Origin of the sequence: Microbacterium sp. STF-2 (assembly GCF_034650155.1) — a bacterium.
In the GTDB taxonomy this organism is placed as follows: Bacteria; Actinomycetota; Actinomycetes; order Actinomycetales; family Microbacteriaceae; genus Microbacterium; species Microbacterium maritypicum_A.
Genome location: NZ_JARKMW010000002.1, coordinates 377,242 through 390,373, shown reverse-complemented (window position 1 = coordinate 390,373; position 13,132 = coordinate 377,242). Strand labels below are relative to the sequence as shown.

Genomic DNA, 13,132 nt, shown 5'->3' with positions numbered 1-13,132 from the left:
GTCGCGGCGTCATCGCCGGGGCCGGGGACCTGTTCGGGGGTCAGTTCATTTGACAAAGGTCATCTCCCTCTTGTCGCCGAGGATGCCCTGGGGGCGGAAGATCACGAGCAGCATGAGCGCGATGCCGACGAAGACGAACACCAGCGTCGATGCCTGGCTGTCGGACATCGGCAGCAGCCCTGCTTTCGCCATCGAGGGGAGCAGGTTGGCCATGAAGGCGAACACCACCCAGAACAGCACCGCACCCAGCGTGGGCCCGAACACCGTGGCCGCGCCGCCGAGAAGGAGGATGGTCCACAGGAAGAACGTCAGCGACGTCGAGTAGCTGCCGGGGACGACCGCGGAGGGGAGCACGAAGATGATCCCGCCCGCGGCGCCGATCACACCACCCACCACGAGCGCCTGCATCTTGTAGGCGAAGACGTTCTTGCCTAGCGAGCGCACCGCGTCCTCGTCCTCGCGGATGCCCTTGAGCACACGACCCCACGGGCTGCGCATCAGCGCCCACACCAGGAGGATGGCGACCGCCAGGACGATCACGCCGAAGACGCGGTTCCAGAGATCGTTCGCGCTGTACATCCAGGGGCCGAACCCGTAGGTGCCCGTGGGGATGGGGTTCGCATCGCGGAATCCGCCGTTGTACTGCGCGAGGCCGTCGGCGCTGTTGGTCCATTCGTCGAACAGCTGCGTCGTGAACAGGAGGCGGACGATCTCACCCGCCGCGATCGTCGCGATCGCGAGATAGTCGGCACGCAGGCGCAGCGTCGGGATGCCCAGGAGGACGGCGAAGAACGCGCCGCCGAGCAGACCGATGAGCATGCCGATCCACCAGGGCAGGCCGAAGCTCAGCACCGAGATGGCGTAGCCGTAGCCGCCGATGGCCATGAAGGCGGCCATGCCGAAGTTGAGCAGACCCGCGTATCCGAAGTGCACGGCGAGGCCGGTCGCCGCGAGGGCGTAGGCGATCGTGACCGGGCTGAACAGGTAGACGGCCGTGTTCGAGAAGATGCTTCCGAAGTCCATGGTGATCAGCCCAGCCTTTCCCTGCGTCCGAGCAGACCCTGCGGTCTCACGAGGAGGATGACGATGAGCACCACGAGGGCGCTCGCATACTTCAGGTCCGACGGGATCCAGAGGGTCGAGACCTCGACCGCGATGCCGACGATGAGGGAGCCGACGAGGGCGCCGAACGCCGTGCCGAGACCGCCCAGCGTGATGGCGGCGAAGATCAGCAGCAGCATCTGCATGCCCATGTCCCACTTCACACCCGGGCGGAAGTAGGCCCAGAGGATGCCGGAGATCGCGGCCAGTGTTCCGGAGAGGATCCAGACATAGCGGATGACCCTGTCGACGTCGATGCCCGAGGCAGCGGCGAGCTGGGGGTTGTCGGAGATCGCTCGCGTCGCCTTGCCGATCCGCGTGCGTGTCAGGAAGAACGCCACCGCCAGGATCACGACGATGCTCACGCCCATCGCGATCATGTCGATGTACGACAGCGAGATCGGACCGAACTGGATCGGCGTGGGGCTGGCACCGGGGAGCTGGTACGTGCCTCCGCCGATGATGAACTGGAATGCGTAGCGCAGGGCCAGGGAGAGTCCGATGCTGACGATCATGAGCTGGACGACACCGAGCCCACGTCGCCGCAGCGGACGCCAGATCCCCGCATCCAGCGCCCAGCCGAACAGGCCGCCGCCGATGACGGCCGCGGCGATGCCGAGCCAGAGCGGGAGATGCCAGAACGTGGTCGTTACCAGGGCGACGAGACCGCCCCACGTCACCATCTCCGCGTGCGCGAAGTTCGACAACCGGGTGGTGCCGTAGATGAGCGCGGCACCCATCGAGGCGAGTGCGAGCAGGAGACCGAAGTTCAGTCCGCCGACCAGTCGCGAGAGCAGCTGGTCGATGAAGGAGACCGTGACCCGCTGGCCCTCGCCGAGGAACAGATTCATGATCTTGGTCCCGGTGAGACCGAACTCGACCTCGAAGGAGGCTGTCGTCCCCGCGATCGGCTGCGTTCCCTCCGGCAACTGGGTCGCGTCGACGATCACGCCCTCGGGCAGGGTCGACTCATCGACCGTCAGGGTGTACTTCTCCTTCTCGGGCACGTAGAGACGCCATTTGCCTTCGGCGTCGGTCTCGGTCTCACCCTTGAAGCCCTTGCCTTCGATGGACATGACGACGCCTTCGACAGGTTGATCGTCGAAGGTGACGACACCGGCGAAGTAGAACTCCGTGACCTCCTGCCCGTCGTCCGTCGTCTCGGCCGAAGCCGATGAGGGGGGTAGGAACACGAACGCGGTGAGCGCCATGAGGATAGCGAGCAGCGCGACCACCCAGGGGCGCTTTCGCTGCACGGCGATTGTTGTGGGTCCCACGCAACCTCCACTTTGAGTGCTGTGTCTCCGCGGTGTCGGGTCGACCGCGGGGATGGACGACGCACTTGAGCGTAATGCGCGATCGGCGATTCGCCTACGGTCCCTGCCAACAGTCCGGTAACGACGGGGCTCTGGGAATGTTCTCGGGCGTGTCTCGCTTAGAATCTTCATACGGGCCGCGGCCCCGCACCGGCCGACGTCGACCACCCCCTCGCACTCGGACATGCGCGACTCGCGCAGAAGGAGAATCCATGGAACAGCACGATCCCTTCGGCTTCGTCGGACTGACGTACGATGACGTGCTGCTGCTCCCCGGGCACACCGACGTGATCCCCAGCGAGGCCGACACCTCGTCGCGGATCACGCGCCGCATCTCGGTCGCCACCCCGCTGCTGTCGAGCGCGATGGACACGGTCACCGAATCCCGCATGGCGATCGCCATGGCCCGTGAGGGCGGCATCGGCATCCTGCACCGCAACCTCTCCATCGCCGACCAGGCCGCGCACGTCGACCGCGTCAAGCGCAGCGAGTCGGGCATGATCACCGACCCCATCACGACGACGCAGGATGCGACCGTCGAAGAAGTCGACAACCTCTGCGCGAAGTACCGCATCTCCGGTCTTCCGGTGGTCGACGACGAAGGAAAGTTGGTCGGCATCATCACGAACCGCGACATGCGGTTCGTCTCGGGCTTCGAGCGTCAGACCACCTTCGTCAAGGACGTCATGACGCGGGAGAACCTCGTGACCGCTCCCGTCGGCGTCGCCGCGGGCGAGGTCATCGCGCTGTTCGCCAAGCACCGTGTCGAGAAGCTGCCGCTCATCGACGGCGACGGCAAGCTCGCCGGCCTCATCACGATCAAGGACTTCGACAAGAGCGAGAAGTACCCGCTCGCCACCAAGGACGACCAGGGCCGCCTGCGCGTCGGTGCCGCCATCGGCTTCTTCGGCGATGCCTGGGAGCGTGCGGAGGCGCTGCGCGACGCCGGTGTCGACGTGCTCGTTGTCGACACCGCCAACGGGCAGTCGCAGGGCGTCATCGACCTCGTCCGCCGTCTCAAGGCCGACACCTCGTTCGAGCACATCGACATCATCGGCGGCAACGTCGCGACCCGCGAGGGCGCCCAAGCGCTGGTCGACGCGGGCGTCGACGCCGTCAAGGTCGGTGTCGGTCCCGGGTCCATCTGCACCACGCGCGTCGTCGCCGGTGTGGGCGTCCCGCAGGTCACCGCGGTCTACGAGGCGTCGCTCGCCGCGCGTCCCGCGGGGGTTCCGGTGATCGCCGACGGCGGGCTGCAGTACTCGGGTGACATCGCCAAGGCCCTGGTCGCCGGTGCCGACGCCGTGATGCTCGGCTCGCTCCTGGCCGGAACCGACGAGTCCCCGGGCGAGATCGTCTTCCAGTCCGGCAAGCAGTTCAAGCAGTACCGCGGAATGGGCTCGCTGGGCGCCATGCAGACCCGGGGCAAGCAGACCTCGTACTCCAAGGACCGCTACTTCCAGGCCGACGTCCCCAGCGACGACAAGCTGATCCCCGAGGGCATCGAGGGGCAGGTGCCGTACCGCGGTCCGCTCTCCGCCGTGGCCTATCAGCTGGTCGGCGGACTGCGTCAGTCGATGTTCTACGTCGGCGCGCGCACCATCGAAGAGCTCAAGACGCGTGGCAAGTTCGTGCGCATCACCTCGGCGGGGCTCAAGGAGTCGCACCCGCACGACGTGCAGATCGTGGTCGAGGCGCCGAACTACAAGAAGTAGCCGCCACAGACGACGAGAGGGACCGGATGCGTGTCGCATCCGGTCCCTCTCGTCTTCTCGTCGGGGGTGGCTCAGCCGCACCGGTAGGTGACGCCGTCGACCTCCCATACGCCGGTGCCCAGCTCGGCACACATGCCGATGAGGCCGGCGATGACCGTCGCGAACAGGATGATCCCGATGATGCCGGCGATGGTCAGGATCGCGCCGATGATGATGCCGGCGATCGCGAGTCCCTTCGGCTGCCCCGCCTTGCCGAGCTTCACGACGGCGACGATGCTCAGGATGAGGCCGATCGGTGCAGCCACGAACGCGAGGACGAGGCCGACGATGGACAGCACGCGTCCAGGAGGGGTCGGTTCCGGCTGCGGATACGCGGGTGCTGCGGGAGCCGGGTATCCGGAGGCGGGTGCCGCGCCCGGAGCGGTATCCCAGGTCGGTGCCGAGGCGGGCGGAGGCGGAGTGGGGGCGGCTGCCGGCGGCGGCACCGGGTTCGAGGAGTCGGGCGCTGGCGGTTCGGGGAACGGGGGGTTGGTCATGTGCTTTCCTGTCGACGAGGCGGGAGGGAACGCACGGGCGGTCCCGGTTGCCCCCGAGCGTAGCGACCGCCCCACGACCGCACCATCCCCTCCGCGCCGTGGACCTCCGGTCGGCCTCTTCCGTCTGCGTGCGGGGCGGCGTAGCGTTCCGGTATGTGTCGGAACATCGTCCCGTTGAACAACCTCGAACCCGCAGCGACCGATGAGGAATGCCACGACGCCGCCCTGCAGTTCGTGCGCAAGATCGCCGGGACCACGACCCCGTCGAGAGCCAACCAGCCGGCGTTCGACAGCGCCGTCGGTGAGATCGCCGTGGTCGTCAGCCGGCTCCTGAGCGAGCTCGTCACCACGGCGCCGCCGAAGAATCGCGAAGACGAAGCGGCGAAGAGGCGGGCCCGATCCGCTGAGCGGTACGAGGCGATCCGGGTCTTCCAGGAGGAGAAGCGCGCGGCCCGCGCCGGAGCGTAGGAGAGGCGCCGTCGCCAGGACGGTGCCGTATGCCAGAATCGACATACCCCGCTCGACTTTCCCTGCGGACCCGGTGTCGAAGGGCATCGAGATCGCGTGACCGACCCCCATCGGTCAGGGAACCTCCCCAAGGAGAGCTGTACATGGAGGAATCCCCTCGCGTTCTCGTCGTCGATGACGATCCGGACGTCGCCCTGCTCGTGAAGACCGTGCTCGAGCGGCGAGCCGGCTGCATCGTCGACGTCGCCGAAGACGGCCGTTCGGCTGTGGAGCGCGTCGCCGAAGTGCGTCCGGACGTCGTCGTCACCGACATCGAGATGCCGGGACTCAACGGGCTCGAACTGCTCGCCGAGTTGCGGAAGACGGTTCCCTCGGTTCCGGTCGTGGTGATGACCGCCCACGTCTCGGTGGAGTACGCCGTCTCTGCTCTGCGGGCGCAGGCGGATGAGTTCCTCACCAAGCCGCTCGACAACGGCAAGCTCGTGGAGGCGGTCACCCGTCTCGTCGAAGAGGGGCGGCGACGCCGTGAAGAGGCGCGCAAGCCCGAGCGGGTGCTCGCGATCGGTGCGCACCCCGACGACGTCGAGATCGGCGTCGGCGGGCTGCTCGCGGCGCACGCCGCGGCTCACGATGAGATCACCATCCTCACGCTCTCCCGCGGGGCCAGAGGGGGCGACGCCGACAGCCGTCAGAACGAATCCCTGGCCGCGGCCGACATGTTGGGCGCCCGTCTGTTCCTGAAGGACCTCGTCGACACGGAGATCTCCGGAGGCGGCTCCACGGTGCGGATCATCGAAGAGGTCGTGCAGGAGATCCAGCCGACGATCGTCTACACGCATTCGAGTCACGACCGCCATCAGGATCACCGCGCCGTGAGCGAGGCCACCATCGTCGCGACGCGGCGCGTGGGCACCGTTGCCTGCTACCAGAGCCCGTCCTCCACGATCGACTTCCGTCCCACGAGGTTCGTGCGCATCGACCACTACCTCGACGAGAAGCTGCGGCTGCTGGAGCGCTTCGGATCGCAGACCGCGAGCCGCGACTACCTGGCGCCCGAGTTCGTCACCGCAACGGCCCGGTACTGGTCGAGGTTCGGCGGAGGCACCGCGGTCGAACCTCTCGAAGTGGTCCGCGAGACCGCCGAGTTCATCGGCGCCCACGAACTCACGCGACGGGAGAGCTGATGACCAAGCGGGTGCTGGTGACCGGTGCCGGGGGACCGGCAGGAGTGGCGGTGATCCGGTCGCTGCTGCGCCGATCCGATCTGACCGTGTTCGCCGCCGACATGGACGGCTGGGCGAGCGGCATCTACCTGGTTCCACCGGCGCAGCGGCGTCTGGTGCCGCCGGGAAGGGACGCCGACTTCATACCGGCGATCGCCCGCCTGGTCGCGGAAGACGGCCTCGACCTGGTGATCTCGACCGTCGACGTCGAGCTCATCGCGCTCGCCGAGCGTCGGGAGGAGCTGGCCCCCGCTGTCCTGGCCGCTCCGTCGGCGGACACCCTGAACACCGCGCTCGACAAGCTCGCGCTCGCCGAGCGCTGCGCGCCGACCGGACACACCCCGCGCACGGTTCTCGCCGGACGTGACGCCGAGGCCGTCGACTGGGAGTTCCCGGTCTTCGCCAAACCGCGTCAAGGCGCGGGAAGCCGTGGCGTGCGGCTCGTCCCCGATCGCGCGGCTCTCGAGGCGCTGCCGACGGACGAGGGACTCATCGTGCAGGACTTCCTCCCGGGGGAGGAGTACTCGGTCGACGTCATCGCGGATGCCGCCGGCAACGTCGTCGCGGCCGTGCCCCGCACCCGTGCCCGGGTCGATTCCGGCGTGGCGATCGCCGGGCGCACCGTCCGCGACCCGGAGCTCGAGGAGACGGCGGCATCGATCGCGCGCGCGATCGGACTGGTCGGCGTCGCGAACGTGCAGCTGCGGCGCGATCGCACCGGTCGTGCCGTGCTGCTCGAGGTCAATCCGCGCTTTCCCGGGGCCCTGCCGCTGACGATAGCCGCGGGCGTCGACATCCCGTCGCTCGTGGCCGACCTGTTCCTGGGGCGCGAGCTGCCGGTGCGGATACCGTTCCGTGAGGTCGCTTCCGTGCGCTTCCTGGAGGACGTGATCGTCGAGATCGAAGACGTGCTGGTCTCCGCCCATGCAGGGCATCAGGAGGAGCTGTGAGCCACGCTCTGCTTCGCGGCGATCACCACGTCCACTCGACGTTCTCGGACGATGCCGTATCGACGCTCGCCCAGAACGTCGAGGCGGCAGCGGCCGCGGGACTCAACACCCTGCGTCTGGTCGATCACGTGCGACAGGGCACCACCTGGGTGCCGGAGTACCTCGCTGCGGTGCGGGCCCTCCGGGTGCCGGATGGTCTCGCGGTGCTCACGGGAGTGGAGGCGAAGATCCTCGACGCCGCGGGAACGCTGGACATCCCGACGCTCCCGGACGGGATCGACCGCATCCTCATCGCCGATCATCAGTTCCCCGGTGCGGCCGGTCCTCTCGGGCCCTCGGCGGTCCGGGAGCGGATCGCCGCCGGCTGGGCGACCGACGATGTGCTCGATCAGCTCGTCGAGGCGCTCGTCGCCACGATGCGCCGGTACCCGGGGAACCAGCTCGCGCACTGCTTCTCGATCCTGCCGAAGATCGGCCTGTCTGAAGACGATCTCGGCCCGGAGCGGACGGAAGCCTGGGCCCGAGCCGCCGCCGAGACCGACACCCTCGTCGAGGTCAACGAGAAGTGGGGGTGCCCCGACGTCCCGGCACTGACCGCCCTGCGTCGCGTCGGCGGTGAGATCGTCGCCTCCACCGACAGTCATGACGCCTCGGAGGTCGGCCGATACTCCCGGGTGATCGCGTTGCTCGACGCGATGGAGGTGTCGTGATGACGGATCTCTCGGTGCTGGAGGCCGTGCTGGTCATCGTCCTCCTGCTCTGCGTGCTGGTGGGAACGCTGCCCGTGATCAATACCGGGCTGCAGTTCCTCGTGCTGCCGCTGCACGCGTTCCGCAATCACTACGGCAAGGCGGCGCCGTACCACCCGCACGTCGCCGTCATCATCCCGGCCTGGAACGAAGGCGCGGTGATCGGTCCGGCCATCGAACGACTGCTGCAGCTGGAGTATCCCGCCGAACGCCTCCGGGTCTTCGTCGTCGACGATGCGTCCACGGACGACACCCCGGCGATCGTCGGCGCGAAGGCGCAGGCCCATCCGGGTCGCGTCGTGCACCTGCGTCGCGAGAAGGGTGGCGAGGGCAAGGCGCACACGCTCAACCACGGTCTCGATGTGGTCCTCGCCGACTCGTGGACCGAAGCGGTGCTCATCATGGATGCGGACGTGATCTTCGCGCGCGACTCGCTGCGCAAGCTCACCAGGCACCTCGCCGACGAGAAGGTCGGCGCGGTGACGGCGTACATCGCTGAGGGCAGCCGCGACCGCAACTACCTCACCCGGTTCATCGCGATCGAGTACGTGATCGGCCAGCTCTCCGCCCGCCGGGTGCAGAACGTGGGCGGTGCGATCGCCTGCCTCGCCGGTGGCGCGCAGCTGCATTCGCGGGCGAACCTCGAGGCCATCGGGGGACGCATCCCGACGGGCACGCTCGCCGAAGACACCATGACGACCTTCGAGGGTCAGCTCAAGGGACGTCGGATGGTCTTCGAGCCGCACGCGGTCGTGCTGGCCGAGGAGCCGCGCACGATCGACAGCCTGTGGAAGCAGCGGTTGCGCTGGGCGCGGGGCAACGTGCAGCTGACCTCGATCTACCGCAAGCTCTGGTTCCGCCCGAGCCGCGAACACAACCTGGGCAGCTTCGGTTTCGGGCTGGCCTGGTTCACGATCCTGCTGCTGCCCGCCTTCATGCTGCTCGCGGCTGCGGGGATGCTCGCACTGCTCGTCCTGCACAGCGACATCGCCGAGTTCGTCTTCCGCTTCATGTGGATCTCCGCGGCCTGCATCTACCTCTTCTCGATGCTCTACTCCGTGCAGCTCGACCCGCGGACCGGCAGACATTCCTGGCGCGAGGCGATCATGTTCCCGGGGCTCGGTGCCCTGATCCTGATGGCGATCGCCCTCTTCCCCTGGGCGTTCGAATCGCTCCTGACCGCCGTCGGGCTGGGGCTGACGGATCAATCCCGCTTCGTCTGGGCCGTGATCTTCTACCTGTGGGGCCCGATCTCGATGCTCGGCATCTGGCTGGCGCGCGCGGTGGAGCCTCTTCCCGGTGGACGGTTCTTCGCCGGTCTGCTGCTGTACATCTGCGGCTACGGGTCGCTGCTGTGTGCGATCACCGTGGACTCCTACATCAAAGAATGGCGTCGAGCCGACGCCTCCTGGATCAAGACCGAGAAGATCGGACGTGTCGACTCATGACCGCAACCCCGTCGCACGATGCCGAAGTCGAGGAGATCGCCGCGGACGCCCGACGAGAGCGGCGACTGATCCCTCAAGCCCTGCTCGCCCTGGTCGTCGTCGTCATCATCGTCGTCGTGCGAGAGCTGTTCCTTCGATGACCGGGAGGCCGCTGGCCCTCGTCGTCGAGGACGCTCCCGACCAGGCCGCCCTGCTGCGTCGATACCTCGATCGTGAGGGCTTCGACGTGTTCATCGCCGGTGACGCGGAATCGGCGATCGCGGCGTTCTCCGAGATCGATCCCGTGCTGGCGGTGCTCGACCTCATCCTCCCCGGCATCTCGGGACAGGAGTGCGCGCGACTGGTCCGGGAGCGGTTCCCCGAGTGCTTCCTCGTGATCAGCTCGGTGCTCGACGCCGCCGACTATCCGCCGGCCGATGCCGCCCTGCCGAAGCCGATCACCGGCTCCGACCTGCATGCCATCGTGGGGACGGTGCGGCGATGAGGGCGACTCCGCTCGACCGGGCGGAGAACCGCTGGTATCAGGTCTTCGACAACCCGAGCCCGCTGCTCAAGCAGGCACCGACGGTCATCGCGACCGTCATCGCGGCGATCTTGACCTGGTGGGTCCCCGACCTGCCGATCACGCACGTCGCACCGGCCGTGGCGGGAATCGCGGTGGTCCTCGCGGCGACCGCGTTCGCCGCCGTGCTCACCGCGCGCGGCACGATCGACGGGTGGGCCGTCCTCCTCATCCCCATCGTCGACATCGCCGGGCTCGGCCTCTTCCGCACCGGCACCGGCGGCGCCACCTCGCTCTTCTCCTCGCTCGTGCTCCTCCCCGTGGTCTGGCTGGCCGCGGCGCCCGGAATCCGCTGGGTGTTCGTGGTCGGCGGGCTGACCTCGATCGCCCTGCTCATGCCGTACTTCACCGACCCGCCCGAGACCTCGGTCGAATGGCTGCGCGGCGTGGTCGGACCGCTCGTGTTCTCGGCGGTGGCGGCGGTCATCAACCAGCTCTCGAGACAGCAGCGCATGCGCGTGGAGCAGGCGGAGGAGCTCGTCGCCGAACGCACCAGGGCGCTGTCGGAGAACGTCGCGATGATCGTGCAGCTGCGCGACAAGGAGCGTCAGTACCGTGAGTTGCTCGACTCGTTCGAGAGCCTCTGGTCGTCCATCACGGCACAGGCGGTGATTGCCACGGATCGGCGCGGCATCGTGACGGCGTGGAACCCCGGCGCGGTGCGGCTTCTCGGGCTGCCGGTCGACGAGGCGCTCCGCGACGTGCGCATCGATCGCTTCTTCTCCACCGCCGTGCTCTCGATGCTCGCCGCGGAGAACGCGCAGGACGCGCAGGTCGTGCGGGGGAATCCTCCGCGGGATGCCGAGCTCGCCGCCGGGATCGAAGCGCTGTTCGCGCAGGCCGATGCCGGGTCGACGGTGGACAGCGACATCGAGGTGGTCACGGCAGGGGGCACCACGGTTCCGGCACGCGTGACGGTCAGCCCGCACAAGGACGGCGCCGGCGCACAGCAGGGCTACCTCTTCGTGCTGACCGACGAGACCAGGGCCGTCGAGGTCGCCCGCATGAAGGATGAGTTCGTGGGGATGATCTCGCACGAGCTCCGCACGCCTCTCAGCGCGATCATCGGCTTCCTCGATCTGCTCCAGAACGATCCGGGGCAGCCGCTCACCGATGACCAGCAGGAGTTCGTCGGCATCATCGAGCGCAACGCGCAGCGTCTGCTCAACCTCGTGGGCGACCTGCTCTTCACGGCGCAGGTCGAGTCGGGGCGGTTCCCGCTCGAGCGCGAGGAGACCGACGTCGCCGAGTTGGTGCGATCGGCCGTGACGTCGGCCGGGCCGCATGCGCAGCGCGAGGGCATCGATCTCGTGGCCGAGGTCGGGACGGATGCGATCCCCGTCTTCGTCGACGCTGGTCGCATCGGGCAGGCCATCGACAATCTGCTCTCGAACGCCATCAAGTTCACGCCGCGAGGCGGTACGGTCACCGCTCGGGTGCGGACGCTCGACGGAGGCGTGGAGTTCTCGATCGCGGACACCGGAGTGGGCATTCCGGTGGACGAGCAGGGGATGCTCTTCACCCGCTTCTTCCGTGCATCGACCGCGACGCGCAACGCGGTGCCGGGGGTGGGGCTCGGCCTCACGATCACCCGGGCCATCGTGCTGGCGCATGGGGGGACGATGGACGTGACGAGTCAGGAGGGTGTCGGGACGGAGTTCCGTTTCTTCCTGCCGGCTGCGCCTCGTACCGAAGTGCTGATGAGCCTGAGCCGGCCCGACTGAGTCCCTCATCGAGCTGGAGGGTGGTACTCTCGGGGCATGGGTACCACATTCGTTGCACCGATGGGCGACCGTGGGCGCCTGGTGGTCCCTGCCGAGCTCCGTGCCCGTCAGCACTGGGAGCAGGGGGTTCCCCTGCTCATGATCGAGACGGCGGGAGGCGTGATTCTCGTCACCCGGGAGCAAGCCAAGGCGCTGGTGAGGTCGCAGCTGGAAGGGAAGGACGCTCTCGAGTCCCTTCTTGCAGAGCGACGCAGATCAGCGAACTCCGAGGACGCGGCTGCGTGATGGTGGTCGATGCGTCAGCGCTCCTCGCGTTCCTGCAGGGAGACCCGGGCGCCGATCGGGTCGAGGAAGTCCTCGATGAGTCGGTGATCGGAGCGGCGAACTGGTCGGAGGTCGCGCAGAAGGTGCGCGCATCCGGTGCCGATTGGGGGGTCGCTTCCGGTTTGCTGCTCAGCTACCGAGTGCGGGTGGAACCCGTGTCTCAGCGCGACGCCGAAGCCGCCGCGGAGTCATGGGAGCGCGGGAGCGGACTCTCACTGGGAGATCGGTTGTGTCTCGCACTCGCGCGGCGTCTCGACATGCCCGTTCTCACGGCGGACCGCGCGTGGGGCGAGTCCGAGCGCATCGAGCAGCTGCGACGCTGACCCGAGCGGAGAACATCTCGGCGTCGTGACGCTGCGTGTCCCGGTGTGAAGCCGGATGACGAATGGCCGGCAGCGCACGCGGGATGGTCGCTACCGTCGGGCCATGACTCTTCTCCAGGACCAGCTCGCCGGTGTCGCCGATGTCACAACCCCCGAGCGCGCGCAGCGCCTCACCGACGCCGGATCGGCGTGGAACGACCGGATCGCGGCGGACGACGCCAATGCCCGGCTGACGTATCGGGTCAGTGGGCGCGGCATCGGCTCCGTGGCGACCGAGATCCGCGCAGGCAAGCACCGCTTCATCGTCGACGAGCCGGGCGCGCTCGCGGGTGACGACGTGGCGGCCAGCCCGGTCGAGTATGCGCTGGGTGCGCTCGTCTCGTGTCAGGTGGTCGTGTACCGGCTCTACGCCCAGGCTCTCGGGCTCACGATCGACGGGATCGAGATCACTGCGGAGGGTGACCTCGACGTGCGCAAGCTGTTCGGCATCGACGAGTCGGGGCGTGCAGGATTCCACGACGTGCGGGTGGCGGTCGACATCACCGGCCCGAACACCCCGGAGGAGTACGAGAACCTGCGTACCGTCGTCGACGCGCACTGCCCCGTGCTCGATCTCTTCGCCGCTCCCGTGCCGACGTCGAGCGTTCTGGTCTGACCGTTCGGAGCATCTCCGGACGCGGTGTGGAGCATGCC

15 protein-coding genes are annotated in these 13,132 nt (G+C 68.1%); 12 read left to right on the top strand and 3 right to left on the bottom strand.

Translation table 11 applies throughout. The features are described from left to right. Window positions 1-45 precede the first annotated feature (45 nt). Both MicroSTF_RS15735 and MicroSTF_RS15730 read right to left on the bottom strand, forming a co-directional pair. A complete protein-coding gene (locus MicroSTF_RS15735) occupies window positions 46-1,023 on the bottom strand; it encodes a branched-chain amino acid ABC transporter permease (RefSeq protein WP_021198911.1) in 978 nt (325 codons plus the stop codon). Window positions 1,024-1,028: 5 nt separating this feature from the next. Next, a complete protein-coding gene (locus MicroSTF_RS15730; RefSeq protein WP_036271499.1) occupies window positions 1,029-2,312 on the bottom strand; it encodes a branched-chain amino acid ABC transporter permease in 1,284 nt (427 codons plus the stop codon). 317 nt (window positions 2,313-2,629) lie between these two features. Here MicroSTF_RS15730 and guaB point away from each other — a divergent pair, with 317 nt between their 5' ends. After that, on the top strand, window positions 2,630-4,132 hold the full coding sequence (gene guaB / locus MicroSTF_RS15725) for an IMP dehydrogenase (protein ID WP_021198909.1): 1,503 nt from the start codon (window positions 2,630-2,632) through the stop codon (window positions 4,130-4,132). 71 nt (window positions 4,133-4,203) lie between these two features. On the opposite strand, the gene MicroSTF_RS15720 is transcribed toward guaB, so the two are convergent. Then, a complete protein-coding gene (locus MicroSTF_RS15720; protein WP_081860083.1) occupies window positions 4,204-4,668 on the bottom strand; it encodes a hypothetical protein in 465 nt (154 codons plus the stop codon). A gap of 153 nt (window positions 4,669-4,821) precedes the next feature. Here MicroSTF_RS15720 and MicroSTF_RS15715 point away from each other — a divergent pair, with 153 nt between their 5' ends. From MicroSTF_RS15715 to MicroSTF_RS15665, 11 genes are all read left to right on the top strand, one after another. Beyond that, window positions 4,822-5,136, top strand: a complete 315-nt coding sequence (locus MicroSTF_RS15715) for a DUF2277 domain-containing protein (RefSeq protein WP_029258604.1) — start codon at window positions 4,822-4,824, stop codon at window positions 5,134-5,136. A gap of 143 nt (window positions 5,137-5,279) precedes the next feature. Beyond that, on the top strand, window positions 5,280-6,320 hold the full coding sequence (locus MicroSTF_RS15710) for a response regulator (RefSeq protein ID WP_029258603.1): 1,041 nt from the start codon (window positions 5,280-5,282) through the stop codon (window positions 6,318-6,320). Next, window positions 6,320-7,309 (top strand): ATP-grasp domain-containing protein, encoded by a 990-nt coding sequence (locus tag MicroSTF_RS15705; protein WP_322956953.1) that lies wholly within the window; start codon window positions 6,320-6,322, stop codon window positions 7,307-7,309. The genes MicroSTF_RS15710 and MicroSTF_RS15705 overlap by 1 nt, the downstream gene beginning before the upstream one ends. Continuing rightward, window positions 7,306-8,019, top strand: coding sequence for a PHP domain-containing protein (locus MicroSTF_RS15700; protein ID WP_322956951.1), 714 nt, complete (start codon window positions 7,306-7,308; stop codon window positions 8,017-8,019). Before MicroSTF_RS15705 ends, MicroSTF_RS15700 begins: the two co-directional genes overlap by 4 nt. Then, window positions 8,019-9,506 (top strand): glycosyltransferase family 2 protein, encoded by a 1,488-nt coding sequence (locus MicroSTF_RS15695; RefSeq protein WP_021198903.1) that lies wholly within the window; start codon window positions 8,019-8,021, stop codon window positions 9,504-9,506. The genes MicroSTF_RS15700 and MicroSTF_RS15695 overlap by 1 nt, the downstream gene beginning before the upstream one ends. Next, window positions 9,503-9,646 carry a hypothetical protein gene (locus MicroSTF_RS15690; RefSeq protein ID WP_021198902.1) on the top strand — a complete coding sequence of 48 codons (144 nt, stop codon included), beginning with the start codon at window positions 9,503-9,505 and terminating at the stop codon, window positions 9,644-9,646. Before MicroSTF_RS15695 ends, MicroSTF_RS15690 begins: the two co-directional genes overlap by 4 nt. Further along, on the top strand, window positions 9,643-9,990 hold the full coding sequence (locus tag MicroSTF_RS15685; RefSeq protein ID WP_136024541.1) for a response regulator: 348 nt from the start codon (window positions 9,643-9,645) through the stop codon (window positions 9,988-9,990). The genes MicroSTF_RS15690 and MicroSTF_RS15685 overlap by 4 nt, the downstream gene beginning before the upstream one ends. Beyond that, complete coding sequence (locus MicroSTF_RS15680; protein ID WP_297556748.1) at window positions 9,987-11,792, top strand: ATP-binding protein; 1,806 nt, start codon at window positions 9,987-9,989, stop codon at window positions 11,790-11,792. The genes MicroSTF_RS15685 and MicroSTF_RS15680 overlap by 4 nt, the downstream gene beginning before the upstream one ends. A gap of 36 nt (window positions 11,793-11,828) precedes the next feature. Next, window positions 11,829-12,077, top strand: a complete 249-nt coding sequence (locus MicroSTF_RS15675) for an AbrB/MazE/SpoVT family DNA-binding domain-containing protein (RefSeq protein WP_021198899.1) — start codon at window positions 11,829-11,831, stop codon at window positions 12,075-12,077. Further along, window positions 12,077-12,439 carry a type II toxin-antitoxin system VapC family toxin gene (locus MicroSTF_RS15670; protein WP_036271487.1) on the top strand — a complete coding sequence of 121 codons (363 nt, stop codon included), beginning with the start codon at window positions 12,077-12,079 and terminating at the stop codon, window positions 12,437-12,439. Before MicroSTF_RS15675 ends, MicroSTF_RS15670 begins: the two co-directional genes overlap by 1 nt. Before the next feature lie 103 nt (window positions 12,440-12,542). Continuing rightward, a complete protein-coding gene (locus MicroSTF_RS15665; RefSeq protein ID WP_029266987.1) occupies window positions 12,543-13,094 on the top strand; it encodes an OsmC family protein in 552 nt (183 codons plus the stop codon). The last annotated feature ends 38 nt before the right edge of the window (window positions 13,095-13,132 follow it).